We start from the raw sequence: 19899 nt of genomic DNA, 5'->3' as shown, positions 1-19899 counted from the left end.
GCATTACATATTGGATGTAAGCATCTTATCCTTAACCAATCGCTTATCCAGGTACTGTATCACAATGGTAATAATACCAATAAGTACCGCTAGAGGAACTATTTGACTTGACCCTCTAAATCCCTTGAAACTTTCAAGCATGGAAGGCAAAAAATACGAAATGACTCCATAGCCAAATCCCATGATAATTAAGGTTCCAAGTGCCATCCACATATATAGCTTTCGCTGACTAGCCTTCTCTTTCTTTCGGATTGCCTGAACAACCCGGTCCTTAAAGTCTTTTCTCAGTTGAAATGAGGGCTCTATTCTTAAGGCCTCATCAATTAATTGTTCTATTCTTTTTGTCATAGCAGTGCTACCTCCTTTCTTGCTTGTTCTTCTACAATCTTTTTTAGCTTAAGTCTTGCTCTGTGAATGTAATTTTTTACTGTTCCCTCCGGCATTCCGGTCACTTCCATGATTTCAGGATAGCTAAATCCATCCAGATAAAACAAAGTTAGGACTGTCTTATAATTGATTGGAAGCTGATCTAAGAGTTTTAAAATAAATCGCTTCATATCCTCCTCTTCCGTTACTTCAGCATCCTCTCCTACCTTAAAAGCTACTTCATCTAAATCCACCTGAACTAACTTTTTCTTCTTAGCGAAATTCACAGCCATACGATATGCAATCGTTGCTATCCAGGTGGAAAGCTTTGAGTCGAAATGAAAAGTGCTTAGTTTATCAACCACCTTTATGAACACATCCTGACAAAGTTCCTCGCTATCCATGTCATCTGATACCACTCTGGCCACCATATGAACAACCAGCCGCTCATATTTACTTATGAGCAGCCTAATCGCAGAATCGCTTCCACTCAAAACTTGCTTTACCAATTGTTTTTCATCCATGGATACCATGTTAGTCCGCTAATGAAGTAGAAATGTTGCATTCAAAAGAAATATTTCTTTAGCCTGCAACATTTTCACAAACCCTTGATGTCATACGGAGAAATGTTCAATTAAAATCTACACAATTATGAATGATTTAATACCCGTTATTGCCATTATATCTGTTTTCGGATCGGTAATCCTATTTGTGAATATCCTTACGAACTATTCCCTCAAAAAGAAGCTAATTGACAAAGACATGGTCAATACTGATACAGCGAACCTTTTCAAAAAACAGGACAGCAGACAAAGTGCCCTGAAATGGGGATTGATTGTTTTGTTCGGCGGTTTAGGATTGATTGTAATCGACTCCATGGGATTGGATGGTGATGAAGCAATGCCCTACGGAATTGAAGCAGTGAGCTTAGCTATTGGATTTCTTGCGTACTATGGCATTGTAAAAAGAGAAATAGACGACAAATAGCGATAGGGAGTATGACGCAACTCAGTGGTCAAAAAACTCAAAATCAAACAGTTGCGTCATTTTTATTCGTCTAAGAATTTAAGGCGTTCGTCTACAAAAATTAATTTTACGCAATCGTTTTAAACCTTCGGGATTCATCATGTGTCTAATGAATCCTATGAAGTGGAAAATCCTAATCAAGCTTCTATACCTGATCATCCTATTCGCCGTAGCTGCCTACAAATGGGAAAGCGAATCGCAACTAATCGATTCAGACCCACACATTGATACCCAAACAATTCAGCAAGCCTACCACGAAGCATGATCTAAACGTTTTCATTCAATGGATGAGAAGTTATATTTGCAGAACAAAATTCTGTTTATAACTCTCAAATCTTGATACAATGAAATTCAGACCTGGTGTACTCACAGGACAGGAGGTTACAGACCTTCTAAATTATGCCAATGAAAACGATTTCGCACTCCCTGCGGTAAACGTAACCAGCTCAAGCACTGTCAATGCAGTACTTGAAGCTGCACGAGATATTAACTCTCCGGTTATGATTCAGTTTTCAAACGGTGGTGCTGCCTTCATGGCCGGAAAGGGTCTTTCGAATGAAGGTGAAGCAGCTGCTATCGCCGGTGGTATCGCAGGCGCTCACCATGTCCATCAATTAGCTGAAGCATATGGCGTTACAGTAATACTTCACACGGATCATGCCGCCAGAAAACTACTTCCATGGATAGATGGTTTGTTGGATGCGGGGGAAAAGCATTACCAAGAAACAGGCAAGCCACTTTACTCATCCCATATGTTGGATCTTTCGGAAGAGCCAATTGAAGAGAATATCAGTACATGCGTAGAGTACTTCAAAAGAATGAGTAAAATCGGAATGACGCTTGAGATCGAACTTGGCGTAACCGGTGGTGAAGAAGATGGTGTTGATAATACCGGAATTGATAATTCCATGCTCTACACTCAACCTGAAGAAGTAGCCTATGCATACGAAAAACTTAAAGAAGTAAGTAATAATTTCACCATTGCTGCAGCATTTGGTAACGTTCACGGTGTATACAAGCCAGGGAATGTAAAGCTTACACCTGTTATCCTTAAGAATTCTCAAGACCACATTCAGGAAAAGCATAATACAGACAAGAACCCTGTGAACTTTGTTTTCCATGGTGGATCAGGTTCATCAAGAGAGGAAATCAGAGAGGCAATATCTTATGGAGCTATCAAAATGAACATCGATACCGACTTGCAATGGGCATATTGGGATGGTGTAAAAGAATACTATCAGGCAAACGAAGGCTATTTGCAAGGACAGATTGGTAACCCTGAAGGAGAAGACAAGCCTAACAAGAAAAAGTATGACCCTCGCGTTTGGATCAGAGAAGCGGAAAAGTCTTTTGTGGAGAGACTAAAGGTTGCTTTTGAGGATCTGAACTGTGTAGGTAAAAACGCTTAAATACATTAGCGTCATTGTGAACTTGCAAAGAACTGCAGGGTAGCAAAGTGAATCAATCTTAATTTTGGGATTGCTTCGTTGTTCCTCCTCGCAATGACGGTTAAAAAAACTAGTTTATGAAAAATATATCTGTAATAGGTAGTGGAACCATGGGCAATGGGATCGCTCACGTCTTTGCTCAGAGTGGATACAATGTCTCACTAATTGACATCAATGAAACAGCTCTGGAAAAGGCAATCGCTACAATTTCCAAAAACCTGGATCGAATGGTCCAAAAAGAAAAGATTTCTGAGGCCGATAAAGAAACAGCACTCAAGAACATCACCACTTTTACTTCAACAGAAGAAGGAGTGAAAAATGCGGATCTTGTTGTAGAAGCGGCGACAGAAAACTTCGATATCAAAAAGAAGATATTTGAATCGATGGATGCTCATGCTCCGGCCAATGCTATCCTATCAACCAATACTTCTTCCATTTCAATCACAAAAATAGCAGCAGCTACTAAGCGACCGGATAAAGTAATCGGAATGCACTTTATGAACCCGGTTCCGGTAATGAAATTGATCGAGGTAATCAGAGGGTATGCGACCTCAGATGAAACCACAAACACTATCATGGAAATGAGCAAAAAGCTCAGTAAAGTGCCTGTTGAGGTTAATGATTATCCTGGTTTTGTTGCGAACAGAATCCTGATGCCAATGATCAATGAAGCGATCATCACACTGCACGAAGGAGTTGCCGGAGTTGAAGAAATAGACACTGTAATGAAGCTGGGAATGGCTCATCCTATGGGACCTCTTCAATTAGCGGATTTCATTGGTCTAGATGTCTGCCTATCTATTATGAACGTCCTTTATGAAGGCTTTGGCAATCCAAAGTATGCACCATGTCCACTACTCGTGAACATGGTGACAGCTGGGTACCTAGGTGCCAAAACAGGCGAAGGTTTTTATAAATACACACCCGGCTCAAAAGATTTGGTCGTGAGTGGAATGTTCAATTGATAAGACTGCTAAACAATCAGGGAGGCAGATCTAAGATCTGCCTTTTTTTATTTACCGATCATATAATGCCATTAGGATATTTTTGAGCGAATCAGGAACTTACAACCTTAAAATTCACTTCAAAAATGAAACAAACTCAATCCTTTATGCTGCTGCTACTTTTTGTACTTTTTGCAGCATGTACTAATCAAAAAACTGAAGAAAAAACCATGAGACCCGATGCACCTGTTGCAGCGAAGGCTGATACGATTTTAAAAGAGCACGGACAAACAAGAGTTGATCCGTATTTCTGGATGCGCTTAACTGATGAGCAAAAAAGAGCCGCAGACCCAGACAATCACACCAAGGAAGTATTGGCATATCTCAATGCCGAGAATGACTATACAAAAACGTTGATGTCACATACTGAAGACCTTCAGCAAAAACTATACGATGAGATAGTAGGCCGTATCAAGCAAACGGATGAGTCAGTTCCGTATCTTTCAAATGGATATTGGTACTATACTCGATATGAAGAGGGTGGTGAATACCCAATATACTGCAGGAAAAAAGGGACGCTTGAAGCCGAAGAAGAAATCCTTTTGAATGTCAATGAAATGGCAGAGGGCTATGGTTACTATTCCGCCGGTGGAATTGATGTGAGCCCGGATAACAAAATAATGGCCTTTGCTGAAGATACACTGAGCCGAAGAATCTATACCATCCGCTTCAAAAACCTTGAGACAGGTGAAATGTTGGAGGATCAAATTGAAAACACGACTGGTAGTGGTGCCTGGGCCAATGACAATAAAACATTCTTCTACACGGCAAAAAATAAGGTCTCTCTCCTATCAGAGAAAATATACAGGCATGAGCTTGGCACACAGCCAGAAATGGATGTGATGGTTTACCATGAAAAAGATCCATCATTCTACATTGGTGTTTACAAGTCCAAATCTGATGATTATGTTATCATTTGGAACAGCAGCACGCTTGTGAGTGACTATCACATTCTGAATGCAAATACACCGAGAGGAGACTTTAAACAATTCATACCTAGGGATGAAAATGCACATGAATACAGTATCGCCCACTTTGAAGATAAATTTTACATCGTAACTAACTGGGACGCTACTAACTTTCGTTTGATGGAAACTCCAGCCAACGCAACAGGAAAAGAGAACTGGAAAGATGTGATTCCTCACCGAGAAAATGTTCTGCTTGAGGGTATTGAGCTTTTCAATGATTATATGGTGGTGGATGAACGAGAGAATGGTTTGACCAACCTTCGCATCATCGATCAAAAATCAGGAGATGAGCACTACCTTGATTTCGGTGAGCCTGCATATAACGCTTATACTTCGGTCAATGCAGAATTTAATACAAAAGTGCTTCGATTCGGATACACATCTCTGACTACACCGAATTCCACCTTTGATTATAACATGGAGACCAGGGAGAAGACTTTGCTGAAGCAACAGGAAGTTGTTGGTGGTCACAACCCTGATGACTATGTGACTGAACGATTGTGGGCTACTGTTCGAGATGGTGAAAAAGTGCCGATCTCGATTGTATACAAAAAAGGATACAAGAAAGATGGAAACGGCCCATTGCTTCAATATGGATATGGATCATATGGAGCTACTATGGATGCCAGCTTTAGCTCGGTTCGTCTCAGTCTACTGGATCGAGGATTTGCATTCGCAATTGCACATATCCGAGGCGGGCAAATGATGGGACGTCAATGGTATGAAGATGGTAAAATGTTCAAGAAAATGAACACTTTCAACGACTTTATCGACTGTTCCAAATACCTAATTGAACAAAACTACACCTCTCCTGAGCACTTGTATGCGCAAGGTGGAAGTGCCGGTGGTTTATTGATGGGTGCAGTTATAAATCTTGCACCTGAGCTTTATAATGGTGTCCTGGCTGCTGTTCCTTTTGTGGATGTGGTTTCAACGATGTGGGATGAAACGATTCCATTAACCACGAACGAATTTGACGAATGGGGAAATCCTAAAGAGCTGGAATCATATGAATATATGATGTCTTATTCTCCTTATGATAATGTGACCGCTCAGGACTATCCGAATATGCTTGTAACAACTGGCCTGTTTGATTCTCAGGTACAATACTGGGAACCTGCCAAATGGGTGGCAAAGTTACGAGACATGAAAACAGACCAGAATACATTGATTCTGGACACGAACATGGAAGCCGGACATGGAGGAGCTTCCGGAAGGTTTAAGCAATATAAAACAACGGCCCTTCAATATGCATTCCTTTTCGATTTAGAAGGAATTGAAGAATAGTTCGGAAGTCTAAACGATTTTGAAGCCTCGGAGAAATTCGAGGCTTTTTTGTTATATTGAACATGTGCCCGAATCAAAAATCATAGGAACAAGATACGTATTAGCCGTACAGGATTTGAATAAATCCTTATCCTACTATGAAAACCAGCTGGGATTTAAACTATTATGGAAAGTGGACGGTTGGGTGTGCATTAGGCGTGAAAGTTTTGAGATTATGCTGGGAGAATGTCCTGCTGATGTGTCGGCATTTGACACCAATAACCATTCGTATTTTGCTTATATAGATGTTGAGGCCATCAATCTAATCTTTGAAGAATTGAAACAAAAAAAGATTGAAATCATAAGCAATCTTGCGGATAAGCCCTGGGGTCAACGAGAATTTGGCATTCGAACCATAGATGGCCATCGAATCATGTTTGGTGAAGAAATAGAGTAATCTAAGATGAAAATCAATTCGCTCCTACTTTACACCTCTGAACTTGAAGATCAAAAACACTTCTATCGGGACATTTTAGGTATTAAGTTGGAGGAAAGTCATCATGATCGTTTTACCTTAAAAATCGGATCTACTCGACTGACTTATCAGGAAGTGGAGCAAAAATCTTACTACCACTTCGCTATCAACATCCCTTCCTATCAAATCAAAGAAGCAAAAGACTGGATCAGCAAGCGAACCAAAATTCTACCCTTTCACGGAAATGAAATTGTAGACTTTAGAAACTGGAATGCGGAGGCTTTGTATTTTTATGATCCTGCCGGGAATATTGTTGAGTTTATCGCTCGAAAAAATCTAAAAATTCCATCCACATCATCTTTTGATTCTGAATCATTTCTACACATAAGTGAGATTGGTTTGCCTGTTAAGGATGTACAAAATGTGTATGATTTACTCAATCAGGAATGTGACCTTCAGAAATTCAGTGGCGACTTTCAAAAGTTCTGTGCCATAGGATCAGAGACCGGTTTATTTATAACTATTGATTACAATCAAAAAGACTGGATTCCATGTAATGACACAGCCTTTCCATTTCCTTTTGAATGCGTGATTGAAAATGGTAACAGTTCCTTTGGAGTGATTTATTCCAAGGAAAAAATTGAAATAGTTAAAGGAAAAAATTGAAATAGTTAAAAGAAAAAATTCTCTCAAAAAGTAGCTACCTAATCAACACCTTGGCATCTATTTTGCACTGTATATGCTACTATCTAGTGATTTATAATCACTACTACTCATAATACGATTAGGTTAAACTATTAGGGAGTTGATAGAAAAAAAGCCCCGAATTGCTTCGGGGCTTTCATTTTTAAAAATCACAATTATTTTTTCACAACCAGAGTTCCGGCGATCATGTCATGCAATGCTTGCTTCTTCTCTGTGAAACCTGCCATGATGTAACCGATAAGTAAAATAATACCTGAAACAATTTTACCTACCTGTCGAATAAGTGCTTTAGTAAAATCCAATTTTTTGCCATCCATATCTGTGACCTTCAAACCAAGCGCTAGCTTACCAATAGTTGCCTGGTATTTACTTGCCTCCATTAGGGTGAAGTAAAGTATGTTGATTACGGTTCCAATAAGTCCACCTGCGAAGAGCATCCCACCTACGGCAGTTGCCATTGCTATGATGTCACCCTCAGACATGGTGTCAAAATCAAACCCGGTGGCTGTTGCGCCAATTCCAAATCCGATCGCTCCCATGACAGGGAAAATGACCAGCCAGTTTATACAATTTAAAAGAATTGCATCGATCAAGTAGGCTACAAATCTGAGCCAAAATCCTGCGTATTTGTTTTCTGACATAATGAGTTAGGTTTAGTTTATACGTAACAAATTAACTCATTCATTTCAGTTTTACTAATTCCAATAGACGTTCTACTCATCTCTCAACGATTCCACCGGATTGGCCATGGCTGCTTTAGTTGATTGAAAACTGACGGTAATCAATGCTATAAGCAGTGCACCCACTCCTGCAAACACAAAAACCAGCCAGCTTACTCCTGTCGAATAAGCGAAGTTTTGAAGCCAGCTATCTGCCCAAAAATAGGCGGCAGGAATGGCGATCAATGTGGCAATAAGAATCAGCTTGAGAATGTCCTTTGACAAAAGGAACACAATAGAAAAAATACTTCCACCCAACACTTTCCTCACTCCTATTTCTTTCCTTTTTTGATTGATAATGAAAGCAGACAATCCTAACAAACCAATGCAAGCTACGATGATGGCTAAGGACGTGAAGACTGTAAATAGTTTCCCGGAGGTCTGTTCAGACTGATAAAACTGCTCAAGGCTTTCATCCAGAAAATAGTACCTAAACGGTGCATTAGGAACAAAACGTCTCCATACCTCTTCCATATTTGCAAGTGCCTGCTGAACATTATCGCCATCGATTTTGACTGTATACTTGTTTACAAAACTTTGTGCTGATCCCATTTTAGTAATCACCATAGGTTCTACCTCGGAATGAAGCGACTCGAAGTGGAAATCATTTACAACACCTACAACAGTATAAGATACCTGAGAAGAATCATCTACATGAATAAGCCTCTTCCCAATCGGATCAGCCAATCCTAATTTATCCTTTGTAGCCAGGTTAATGATCACCGATAAAGAGTCATTATAATTTTTAGAGAAATTTCGACCTTCCAATATCTCCATATTCATACTGGTCAAAAAATCATCATCCGCAGAAATCATTCTGGTCACCAGGCTTTCTTTCTCCCCATATCCTGGAACCCGGACAATAAAACCCTGAAGGATATCACCCGGAAGAGAGGATGTATAACCAGCCCCTGAAACACTTGGCAGGTTCATAATTTCATTCTTAAAGGTCTCAAAACGATCCCAATTCAGATTGTTTGGATCATTATTAATGCTGAATCCATTTTCAATCACTACTACCTGTTCCTTTTCAAAACCTAAAGGTTTGTTTAACAGGTAATCCATTTGATTATAAATCAATAGAGTAGCCGAGATTAAAGCTATAGATATGGTGAACTGGAAAATCACTAAAGCATTTCTAAGTCCAACACCTTTTTTAGAAGTCTTTAGATTTCCTCTCATAATTCCAACAGGCGAATAAGAAGATATGAAGAAAGCCGGGTACAATCCAGCTAAAATTCCTATTGTCAGTACAGAAACAACAAGAATAAACGTATTCTGTGTAGTTAAAAAACTAATTAACGAAAGGTCTTTTCCTGAAAGCTGAGCAAAATTTCCTTCAAAAAGATAAGTAATCACCAGAGCGATAACCGCACTCATTATGGCAATGAAGGTAGACTCTGATAAAAACTGAGCAACCAGCTGTTTTTTATGAGAGCCCATTACCTTACGTATTCCTACCTCCTTCGCTCGCTCCACCGATCTCGCTGTGGCCAGATTCATGAAATTTATGCATGCGATTAGTAAGATGAAAGCTGCAGCAATTGAGAAAATATAGACATAGGTAATGTTTCCGTTTGGTTTAAGCTCCCCGGATATATGACTTGTCAGATAGATGTCTTTAATCGGCTGCAAATAATAGTTATAACCGTTTCCTGCAGCGATATATTCATCATAGGATATTCCATTTCTTTGCTGAATTTCTCCTTCGGCATACTGTTTAATAAATGCTGGTATTTTTTCTTCAAACGCATCAGGGTCAGCGCCTTCTGCCAGTTCTATGTAGGTCAAGGTTGAAAATCCTGCCCAGTTACTCTGTCTGAAAAACGGAATGGAATGGAGCGGAATAATGGCTCCAAATTCAAAGTGAGATTTATCAGGATAGTCTGCAGTAATTGCTGTCACCTCAAGACTATTACCACCTTGAACACTCAATAATTTACCTATCGCAGGCTCATCTCCAAAAAATTTCTTGGCTGTACTTTCTGTCAGAACAATGGAATTTTCCTCTACCAAGGCAGATTTTACATCTCCTTCTATAAGCTCAATTGACATCAATGAGAAGATGGTGGAATCTGCGAATACAAAGTGCTCTTCCGTTAGTGTTTTGTCTTCGTATTGAAATGTCGCTATGTTGTTGGGCTTGAAGAACCGTGCTTGATTTTTAACCTCAGGAAAATCCTTTACCATCTGTGGCCCTATCGAGTGTGGGATTACTGTAAAGTCAACTTCTCTTTCAGGATATACACGGTTCAAAGCAACTCTGTATACATTATCATTTTGAAATTCATCGAAGGAAGTTTCATGATTAACGTAGAGCAAAATAGTTAGGCAGGTAGCCATGCCAAGGGCGAGACCCAAAATATTAATAGCTGAAAAAGCCGGCTTTTTTCTTAGGCTTCTTAGGGCGGAAATTATCAGATTCTTAAACATGGGAGGGATTGGATTTTTAATAATATACTCTTAATAAAGCTTATGGTTTCATACAACCAAATCAAAACTGCAACATCCTTAGTGTTACCAATGTCATATCATGCAAGACAAAACGCTAAAAAGAATGCTAAAGAACTACCTAACTATTGCCTTCAGAAATCTTTGGAAGCATAAGCTATTTACGGGCCTGAACATATTTGGCTTATCACTAAGTATGTCTATTTGTCTGGTACTAATTCTATTGGTTTACGATCATTTCCAATACGACAAGTTTCATCCTCATGGTGACACTACTTATCGCATCACTACCTATGCTGAAGGACAGGAAGGGATGTTTGATGAAGGTTATGCAACATCCTCTTTGCTTTTCAAAAAGCATCTGATAGATGATTATTCCTTTATAAATAAAGCAACTAACCTAAATGGTAGTTTTAGAGGAGAAGTACGATCACCTCACAAAATTCTTAATATCCAATCATTATATGCAGATCAAGACTTTTTTGAAGTGTTTGGTTTTCAACTAGATGAAGGTGATCCCGCCAAGGCATTAGTTGATCCATATAGTGTAGTGTTGAGTCGGGAGCTTGCCGATAAACTTTTCCCTGTAGAATCCGCATTTGGTCAAACCATTGAATTTGAGGATCATGGGAGCTATAAGGTCACAGGCATTGTATCAAGGGTAGAAGATCATACTCATCTTGAATTTGAAGCACTTGCTTCCATGGCTACATTACCAATTTTAGCTGAGAAAGGACTAATCAGTGCTCGCTACGATGAATGGGAAAATATTTGGGATAACTACAATTACCTGGTACTAAACAATCGTGCTGACAGAGCGAAAACCGAACAAATCATCAATGAGATCGCAAAAGCGAACCTTGAAATTCAGGAAGATAGACCTAACAGAGTTTTCCGACTTCAAGCGTTGAATGAAATTGTACCCGGTAGAATTATGTCTAATGAGATATCGTTTACGCTTCCCTGGTTTATGCTAGCATTTTTCGGGCTACTCGGTTTGATTGTACTTGTCACAGCATCAATCAACTATACCAATCTTTCCATTGCCAAATCACTAAGTAGAGCCAAGGAGATTGGCATCAGAAAAGTAAATGGTGCAAGCAGGCGACAGATCATTTCTCAGTTTTTGACGGAATCGGTACTTACAGCCCTTATTTCATTAGTCATTGCAGTCTTCATCTACCGGTACCTCATCAATGTGTTCAATGAAATCTGGATCTTTAATCAGGTTGGAATTTCACTCAAGGATTCAGTAGGCACTTACGGCTACTTTATCCTTTTCACCATAGTACTAGGCTTATTTACCGGGATTGGGCCAGCTATATTTCTATCAAAGATAAAGACCGTCAATTCGCTAAAAGGATCATTATCTCAATCTTTTACCAAACGACGATCGTTCGCGTCACTTTTCATTGGAAAGCGAACGCTAATTAGTGCTCAGTTTTGCCTTTCCATTCTGATGCTTGTTACCATTTTGATCTTGCATAAGCAGGCCAATTTCTTGGTAAATGCGAACTATGGATTTAATGAGTCAGAGGTCTTTTACGTAAACACCCATGATCATGATCCGCAGGTGCTGAAATCACATTACGGAAAATTAGCCGGGGTTGAGAGTGTTTCTTTCACCTCTCATCATCCGGCCATTGGCAGATCGCATGGCAATGGGGCACGATGGAAAGAAGATCAGGAACCGATTACTCTCTATCATTTTTCAGTGGATCCCAATTATATAGACCTCATGAATTTGGAACTTGCAGCTGGAAATAACTTTCCTAAAGCAGATGACAAGAACGAAAAGTTTCTGATCATTAATGAGACGGCAATAAAGACCTATGGATTTGAATCAGCCAGCCAGGCGATTGGAGAAACGCTATTTTTAGATACGCTTGGCCTGATGATTATAGGCGTAGTAAAGGATTACCATTGGGAGCCCTTGATGAAATCCATAAGGCCAATGGGATTAAGAATTCAGCCGGAGCGATATGAATATGCTTACCTTAAAGTCAAAAGTGATGACATGTTCAATGAAGCTAAGCGTTTTGAGAATGCGTGGATAGCTTTCGATCCCACAAGAGAGTTTGAAGGAGGATTTTTAGATGAGCAGTTGGATGAGTTTTACCAATTCTATTATGATTTTGGAGACATCCTTACTTACATCGCATTAATTGCTCTTTCCATTACCGGATTAGGGTTTCTGGGGATGGTCAGCTTTGAGCTAAAAACGAAAGTAAAGGAGATCGGAATTCGAAAGGTGCTAGGTGCAACTTTCAGATCGCTCACATTTTCGATGGCCAAAAGCTTCATCATAATCATTATAGTAAGTTCTGTTATTGCCATTCCGCTAGGATTATGGATCAATAGCCTTTGGGTAAATGAGATGGCATTTCATGCAGCAATTGATGCAACCATAATTGTCCCAACTATTGTTATAATCCTTAGCATTGCAACTGCCACAATCATTTCGCAGGTTTGGGTTAATTCGAATAAAAATCCCAGTGAAACACTTCGTGCAGAATAATTACTTGAAAATACATTCACCGTTCTCTTTGGAGATTTGCACCACTGCAGCCGGGATTTCCTGATCGCTGAATGTATTTTTCATGTCTTGAATGCGGATAAAGACTATACCAGATTCAGCAATATCTTTCATATTTTGTTCGGTCATCTGGTACGTGATATCATACCTTGTGATCTTACTTCCAAAATCATCAATAAGTTCAGGGGTAGAACTTTCAATGGCTTTCATCCGGATGACCTCTCCATTCCCTGCTCTCATTATCAGTTCGCTATCTTTCGGTATCGGGCTGTCTAATTCTCCGTAATCCCCTACTTCAACATTAAACTTATAATCGCTTCCATTTCGGATGTAAGAAAAATAGTAGTATGGAGTCGGGCCTGTAAGGCGGGTTCTAACTGTCCGGATAATATCATCCGTTAGTGGGTCTTGTTCATTGACCACATACTTGCAAATTTGAGCGTTGGAGAACAGCCCTATTGACATCAGGCTAAAAGTGAAGAGATATCTCATTTTCATTCTTGGATACATAACAATAATAAAACTACAACAATTTGGAAGTTAGCTTCAAGTATCCGCAAGAAAAATAACTCCGGCCAGCCTATATCAAACCTCTTATTAGAAGGATTATGATGCAAGTCAACACATTCGATGATCCCCATAGTGGGCGTGATCTAGCGCATCGAACAAGCTCATTTATTGTTACATTCTCAGATTTGTATACTGCTGAACCAGAGCTATGGTAAAGGTAATATTATGGCTCATCTTTTTAGAAAAAGACATAAAAAAACCCACTCGTTTAAGTGGGTTTTGAGAGCTTTAATTCTTAATCTTATTTGATAAAATATGCTACAGATACAGAGAATACCCTGTTAGAGTTTTTCCAGTCATCAGAATCAATTGTTCCTAAGCCAGGAACGTTTGTGATTGTTGGTAGGATGTTACTTAGACCCATTCCATAATTAGCTCCAACAGTAATTTTAGAAATGTTATAACCAACACCTAGATTGATTCCAAAATCTAACGCTCTTGCATGCATCTCCTCGCTGCTATCGAATGTGTCATAATCTATCTCTCCAGAACCAAATTTGATGTCTGTTTTTTCTTCCTGCTCTCCGTCTTCTTTGTAAGTATTCTTACCACTTAAACCATAACCTAAGTAAGGTCCTGCTAACACTGAGAAACTCTCTGTTACATTATATCTTGCATTAAGTGGTAGCTCTAAGTATGTAAACCTGGTTACATCTTTATATCCAGCCCCCTCATCTTTGGCCCCCTTAATAGATAGTAACAAAGCAGGTTGAAAACCAAACTTGTCAGTGAAGGAAATGTCACTAATAGCACCAATATGATAACCAAATGTAGACTTTAAGTCCGGTTCATCTTCAGCAAAGTCCCCTTTCCAGTTTGTTGAAACATTGGCAATATTAACTCCACCTTTAACGCCGAATTTAATCTGTGCGCTGGCTTGATAGGCAAGCGCAAGCGCTGCTACAACCACAAATACTTTAATTGTTGTTTTCATTTTTTAATTGTGTGAAAATGTTTACGATTAGACGGGCAATGACGAAAAAGTCACCTAAAGTGGAATGAAAAACAAAAAAACCACTCGCTTGAGTGGGTTTTGAGAGCCTCCAGTCGGATTACTCATACTCTAATCCCTGCCGCACAGCCCCTCGTGAAGCTTCGCTTTCGACCAACTTCGTTGGTTCTCATCCGAACTATAAACAAAAAAACCCACTCGTTTGAGTGGGTTTTGAGAGCCTCCAGTCGGATTCGAACCAATAAAATCAAAATAGGTTAAAAGTAGCCTAATCAACTTAAAATCTATTTTAATAATTTTTAAATACTTATAATAACAATTAAAATCGTATAATAACTTGACCTATAACTTGACCTATTATACTATATATTTGGGTCATGGCAACGGTAAAATCACTTATAAGAAGCAATAAAATAAACGCTAATGGTGAGGCTGTTATATACCTTAGATACGGCCATCAGCAAAAAGTAAAGGACATTAGCTCCGGGATTAAAATAGTTGCATCTAAATGGGATGAAAAAAATCAAAAGGTGAATTCCATCAAGGGAATCAGAAAAACAAGGGTTAATGAATCCCTTTTCAAATCAAAAATGCAGTCTGATTTACTAGTGAACACAAAAATTGAACAAGCCAAAGCTAAAATTTTAGAGATAGCGCGCGAGCTTCAGTTAAACAAAATAGATCCTGAGGTTAGCCTGGTAAAAGCAAAGTTTATTGAAAAGGAAATTATAACCCCATCTTCTGACTATGAGCTCATTCCATTGTTTAAAGAATTTATGGATAAGACCTCCAAAAGTGATGGAACTAAGGCTAATTATAAAACAGCCATTTATCACCTTACTGCTTTCGAAAAAACTAAACTACAATCACCACTGAGAATTTCAAACATAAGCCTGGAATTCATTGACAACTTCAGACAGTTCCTTCATACGGATTTAGTAAAACCAGGAGGCAAAGAGAAAGGAATCTCAGATAGTTCAGTAGGTACTACACTGAAGAACCTTAAAGTTCTCCTCAACTATTTAAAAGATAGATCATACAAAGTCCCCGACATCATAAATAAGATCAAGGTGCCTAGACTGGAGAAAACAATTGTATTTCTGACTGAAGAGGAGATTGATCAATTATTATCCTTCAGGTTTAGTAAAGAGAAATATGAAAGAGTAAGAGATGTGTTTGTTTTAAACTGTTATACTGGGCTAAGGTATTCTGACCTTCAGAGACTCAACAAAAACCACATCCATGATGGTGCAATAGAGATGAGAGCCTATAAAAATCAACGAGATATTTATGTACCTCTTACCAAGAGGCCACTTCAAATCTTAGAGAAATATAATTATGAGCTTCCCAGCCTGTCCGAACAAAAATTTAATAATTATATAAAAGAAGCGAGTAAAGAAGCTGGGATAGACAAGCAGGTAGAGCTCATAAAAACTAGCTCAGGCAACAAATCCTATGAGTATGTTCCAAAATGGAAAGTCATTACATCTCACATAGCTATTAAAACCTTTATCTCATTATGTGGCAAGAAAGGAATTTCACCAAAGGCAGTTTCAGAAATTACGGGCAAGAGTGTTGAGATCATTATCAAGCACTATTATGGAATAGATAAGGAAACGATTAAGCAGCAGATAAATCATGCATTTGATTATGAAAAGAACTTACCCTATAGCGGTATCAATAGTTGCTAATTAGATTCAATTTCGAGCATATAGCTTTCTCTTGCTCCAGTAAACGAATTAATTACAAGTCTGTTTCCTTTTTCAGACACTCTGAGAAATCCCCCAGAGTATTTATTCCCAGATATGAAAAACCCCCAGATAACATTATGGTCTGTATATTCTCCTTGATTGTTTCGATATGTAATAGGAATTGACTCCACGTATTCTTGGATAATGTATGTATTCAGATCAAAAGCCTTGTTAAGTAATGCCACCCATTCATCCAGTTCTGTTTCTTTCCCAACCCAAACACCTTGACCACTAGATCCATCAACTTGCTTTAAAACCCAATTATCTTTCCCATTCGCGAACTGAGATTTGAACTCGGGCATCAAAGATGAGTTTATTCTGTGAGTTTCCGGGATCAAGGTGTCAATAATTTGCTGCTCGTGACTTGAGAATTTTCGCATATTTTCTGGTTCTTTTAACATTCCTAGGTTACTTTTTTTTCCAAGAAGATGACCAGCCAATCCATTAAACAATAAGATAAATCCATCGGATTGGCTCAAATACACTTGAATCGGACATATGAGACCTTGATCAATCAAGGCATGGATTCTCAAGTTTCCCACGAAGACACAACCTTCTCGAAAGTTAAGATCATCTGGAGTACAAAAAACAATTTTCCCTGAATAGTCCAAGCCACTTTGTGAAAGGCACCTCTTGTAGATTCGCTCTGAATAAACATGTCCATATTTATTCCACGAATCTTTGGGATCGTAGAATACAGCCAAGTTTAATTCTCCATTAAACCTTGAGATATGGGAAGGAACGATGTTGATGACATGCTTATACATCTCTAACAATGGATTTTTTACAGAAACAATGATCTCTTCTTGATCGATGAAATTCCTAAATACTTCCTGCTGCAAATACATTGTTCTGGCTGGTTCCGCCTGCCATCCTCCGATATTGGATGCTACATTGTATTCAAGGCATTTGAATCCTTTATCGGTGAGAATAAAGTCACCTCGACAAACAAAGTTGTTCGTATTCTCTAGATTTTTCAGAAGTATTAGTTCCGCAAGTTCTTCTGGAATCTCATTATCAGCCAACCAGTTTTGATACATCAAAGACAAGTTGTTATTGAATATCTTCTCAGGAATTTGAGTAATGATTCTTGTCAACTCTTGACTAATTTCTGCAATGTGTGTGACTTGATTCTCGTTTACAAATGTAGGCATCGCTTGCAAGTCCCCTTTAAAAATATCAGGTCGTTCCTCTGTATAAGGAAAATTCTGAAATTTTGGGTCCTTTGAATGAGATGAAAGAAACTGTATCAAGCTCCTTTGTTCTGTGGAATAACTTTCGAAGTTCATATTTTAGTTGACTTTCATCTTGTAAGATATTTAAAGACGAATTAGTCTGTGGTTTTGCAATTTTTATAATGTCATCTACCTCCATTTGGAAACCTCCATTTACTCTGTGTTCTTTCTATGCCCTTCCTCAGCACCAAAAGTCAGACTTGCCCAACTATACAATTTGGTCCAATTTTAATAGTTGAAAGTCTGGTAATTTTAAATATTTTGACATTAAACACAATTAAAATTATCTTTTTACACAAGCCATCATTTCTGAAAGAAAGGCTCTTTCATTTAGATTATTGCCTCTGGTCATAGCTAACCGAACAATCACTAGCTTCTTACTTGGAATGATAAAAACCCGCTGTCCTTCAAAGCCATCCGCCCAAAATGCATCCTTCGGCACCCCGGGAATTATACCATCAACATGATTTGGGTTGTCGTTGCTACCGTGGTTCAGCCAGAAATGCGCACCATAATTTCCCTCTGCAGAAGCTGGCGAAGGCACAGTAGTATAATCAATCCAACTTTTAGGCAGGATCTGTTCCCCTTTCCATGCCCCCCCCTGACAATAGAGCCATCCGAATCTGGCCCAATCCCTGGCAGTGGCATAGGTGTATGAGGACCCTACATAGGTCCCACTTGCATCTGTCTCAATAACGGTATTGTACATTCCGATTTTATGCAAGAAATCTTCATAAATAAATGGAAGGTACTCCTTTTCGCCAATCCTCTGCTTAAGCAGGTCAGACAGTAAATTGCTATTCCCACTAGAATACCAGAAGTACTTTCCAGGAGGAGGAGTCAACAAAGCCCTGTCCATGGCATAGGCAGCCATGTCGGGAGATTCAAAAAGCATTTCAGTAACTGCACTTCGATTGGAATAGTCTTCCTGCCACTTAAGACCACTGCTTTGAGTAATCAGATGATCCACAGTGATTTTTGCCCGCACATCGGTCCAGTCAGGAAACAATGAACTTTCATCTAACGAGATCAACTCATTCTTAACTGCCATACCAATCAGTCCATTGAGAATACTTTTGGACATAGACCATCCCATCTGCTTGGACTCGGGGCCAAACCCTTCCCGATACTCTTCTATGATGATTTGGCCATCATACACAACCAAAATCGTTCTCATTTGGCGTAAACCAGTCTTGTCTTCAAAGGCCTTTTTCACAATTTCTTTCATACGAACACTGTCTATCTCCTCTGGAAATCTTTTCTTCACAACATTGCCGACCGGCCAGGGATTGGAGAGTATTGAGTCAGCAGGAGGCGTTACGCGGTATTCTCCTGAGCCGCTGACATACTGTACGGGCACGTTGAGTAAGCATCCCAGTCCTGGACGAAACTGAGCCGTTCGTTTGAACATACCCAAGAAAGATGCAGTGGCTGAAGAGTCTTGCCGATCTACGCCATAGCTGACCAATGAGAGTGGATAGATATTTAATTCATTCTTTACTACATTATCGACAGCTCGATCTCCAACCCATACGCATGAGCAGAGAGTTTTCGCTCCCATACCAGTGGCAAGCGGCAATAGTCTGGAAAAGTGGTATCCAGTGTAAATGGCGCCTACCAAGACTAATGAACCTAATATACGTAATAACTTTCTCTTCATTTGTTTGATTGATTTATGGTTTTGACGAATTGTTGATTTAGCTGAGTAATTGAGGATAAGGGCGGTTTTCTTAAACTGTATTCGACCTTCATCCTTTTATTTGTGAGTCGGAGTTCCTTTCCAAAGAATCGAATATCCCACGCCGTATCGTGATTTTCAAAGTAGACCTTCCGGTGCCTTGCATTGACTACTGCAACACCGGAACCTGCATACCTTTTGTCACCAGATATTACATAATTTGAATTTTCGGAAAGTAGAAAGTAAACACCGCTGAGTTTGTTGATTACACCTTTTGATTTCATTTTGTAGAGTTCCCATCGACCGTGGACCTTATCAAGGAATTCTTTATCATCGGGAAGGGACTCGATCCTTCTGAATTTTAAAGTGACTCTTCGAGTCATGAAAGGCATTCCTCCAGCGTTGATTTTATCTCCGTAGTAGGGATTTCCACTCATTGTAATTTGATCATCTTTGTAAAACAAATCCCAGTCTATATTGTACCACCTTGAGCCAACAGCTCTCAGATACAGCTTGTCTTCGTGCAATTTGCACAGGCCTGACAGGTCACCCCTTCTGCTACCTACTGCGAAAACACCTTCTGGTTGAAACTGAAGATAGTCTTTCGAAAAATTTTTATTAAACCCGTCGATGTTAACATCTTCTAACCCCCAAAGCCCGATCAGATCATTGTATTCGGTGTATGAGGGAGTGCAGGAAAAACAAAAAGTAATCAGACCAACCGTTAAAATTCCTAAAGTTCTCATTGT

18 protein-coding genes are annotated in these 19899 nt (G+C 39.2%); 9 read left to right on the top strand and 9 right to left on the bottom strand.

Annotated elements, in window-relative coordinates:
• Positions 1–3: 3 nt before the first annotated feature.
• The gene (locus RIC88_RS14260; protein WP_350218228.1) at positions 4–348 is read right to left on the bottom strand and encodes a hypothetical protein; all 345 of its coding nucleotides are present in this window, start codon (positions 346–348) and stop codon (positions 4–6) included.
• Entirely contained in the window at positions 345–890 is a 546-nt protein-coding gene (locus RIC88_RS14255) for an RNA polymerase sigma factor (RefSeq protein WP_350218227.1), read from the bottom strand. The genes RIC88_RS14260 and RIC88_RS14255 overlap by 4 nt, the downstream gene beginning before the upstream one ends.
• A gap of 127 nt (positions 891–1017) precedes the next feature.
• Between RIC88_RS14255 and RIC88_RS14250 the strand changes: the two genes are divergently transcribed.
• From RIC88_RS14250 to RIC88_RS14220, 7 genes are all read left to right on the top strand, one after another.
• The gene (locus tag RIC88_RS14250; RefSeq protein WP_350218226.1) at positions 1018–1353 is read left to right on the top strand and encodes a DUF6249 domain-containing protein; all 336 of its coding nucleotides are present in this window, start codon (positions 1018–1020) and stop codon (positions 1351–1353) included.
• Positions 1354–1510: 157 nt separating this feature from the next.
• The gene (locus tag RIC88_RS14245) at positions 1511–1657 is read left to right on the top strand and encodes a hypothetical protein (protein WP_350218225.1); all 147 of its coding nucleotides are present in this window, start codon (positions 1511–1513) and stop codon (positions 1655–1657) included.
• 79 nt (positions 1658–1736) lie between these two features.
• A complete protein-coding gene (gene fbaA, locus RIC88_RS14240; protein ID WP_350218224.1) occupies positions 1737–2801 on the top strand; it encodes a class II fructose-bisphosphate aldolase in 1065 nt (354 codons plus the stop codon).
• A 116-nt stretch (positions 2802–2917) separates the two neighbouring features.
• A complete protein-coding gene (locus RIC88_RS14235) occupies positions 2918–3805 on the top strand; it encodes a 3-hydroxybutyryl-CoA dehydrogenase (RefSeq protein ID WP_350218223.1) in 888 nt (295 codons plus the stop codon).
• Between the two features lie 125 nt (positions 3806–3930).
• Positions 3931–6099, top strand: coding sequence for a S9 family peptidase (locus RIC88_RS14230; RefSeq protein ID WP_350218222.1), 2169 nt, complete (start codon positions 3931–3933; stop codon positions 6097–6099).
• Positions 6100–6163: 64 nt separating this feature from the next.
• Entirely contained in the window at positions 6164–6535 is a 372-nt protein-coding gene (locus tag RIC88_RS14225; protein WP_350218221.1) for a VOC family protein, read from the top strand.
• Positions 6536–6541: 6 nt separating this feature from the next.
• Complete coding sequence (locus RIC88_RS14220) at positions 6542–7219, top strand: VOC family protein (protein WP_350218220.1); 678 nt, start codon at positions 6542–6544, stop codon at positions 7217–7219.
• 194 nt (positions 7220–7413) lie between these two features.
• Here the strand turns inward: RIC88_RS14220 and RIC88_RS14215 are convergent, their stop codons facing one another.
• Together RIC88_RS14215 and RIC88_RS14210 are read right to left on the bottom strand one after the other, a co-directional pair.
• Positions 7414–7899, bottom strand: a complete 486-nt coding sequence (locus tag RIC88_RS14215; protein WP_350218219.1) for an RDD family protein — start codon at positions 7897–7899, stop codon at positions 7414–7416.
• A 72-nt stretch (positions 7900–7971) separates the two neighbouring features.
• Entirely contained in the window at positions 7972–10410 is a 2439-nt protein-coding gene (locus RIC88_RS14210; protein WP_350218218.1) for an ABC transporter permease, read from the bottom strand.
• Positions 10411–10534: 124 nt separating this feature from the next.
• On the opposite strand from RIC88_RS14210, the gene RIC88_RS14205 reads away from it, so the two are divergent.
• Complete coding sequence (locus tag RIC88_RS14205; RefSeq protein WP_350218217.1) at positions 10535–12946, top strand: ABC transporter permease; 2412 nt, start codon at positions 10535–10537, stop codon at positions 12944–12946.
• Here RIC88_RS14205 and RIC88_RS14200 read toward each other — a convergent pair whose 3' ends face one another.
• Together RIC88_RS14200 and RIC88_RS14195 are read right to left on the bottom strand one after the other, a co-directional pair.
• Complete coding sequence (locus RIC88_RS14200) at positions 12947–13456, bottom strand: hypothetical protein (RefSeq protein WP_350218216.1); 510 nt, start codon at positions 13454–13456, stop codon at positions 12947–12949.
• 319 nt (positions 13457–13775) lie between these two features.
• Complete coding sequence (locus RIC88_RS14195) at positions 13776–14468, bottom strand: porin family protein (RefSeq protein WP_350218215.1); 693 nt, start codon at positions 14466–14468, stop codon at positions 13776–13778.
• Positions 14469–14863: 395 nt separating this feature from the next.
• Here RIC88_RS14195 and RIC88_RS14190 point away from each other — a divergent pair, with 395 nt between their 5' ends.
• Positions 14864–16177: a phage integrase SAM-like domain-containing protein gene (locus tag RIC88_RS14190; RefSeq protein WP_350218214.1), complete on the top strand. Its 1314-nt coding sequence runs from the start codon at positions 14864–14866 to the stop codon at positions 16175–16177.
• Here the strand turns inward: RIC88_RS14190 and RIC88_RS14185 are convergent.
• From RIC88_RS14185 to RIC88_RS14175, 3 genes are all read right to left on the bottom strand, one after another.
• A complete protein-coding gene (locus RIC88_RS14185) occupies positions 16174–17526 on the bottom strand; it encodes an ATP-grasp domain-containing protein (protein WP_350218213.1) in 1353 nt (450 codons plus the stop codon). The two genes, RIC88_RS14190 and RIC88_RS14185, sit on opposite strands and share 4 nt — an antisense overlap.
• Before the next feature lie 229 nt (positions 17527–17755).
• Positions 17756–19132, bottom strand: coding sequence for a serine hydrolase domain-containing protein (locus RIC88_RS14180; RefSeq protein ID WP_350218212.1), 1377 nt, complete (start codon positions 19130–19132; stop codon positions 17756–17758).
• Positions 19129–19896, bottom strand: a complete 768-nt coding sequence (locus tag RIC88_RS14175; protein ID WP_350218211.1) for a hypothetical protein — start codon at positions 19894–19896, stop codon at positions 19129–19131. The genes RIC88_RS14180 and RIC88_RS14175 overlap by 4 nt, the downstream gene beginning before the upstream one ends.
• Between the last annotated feature and the right edge of the window lie 3 nt (positions 19897–19899).

Source organism: Ekhidna sp. (genome assembly GCF_040220215.1).
In the GTDB taxonomy this organism is placed as follows: Bacteria; Bacteroidota; Bacteroidia; order Cytophagales; family Cyclobacteriaceae; genus Ekhidna.
This window is presented reverse-complemented; position numbering and strand designations above follow the sequence as displayed.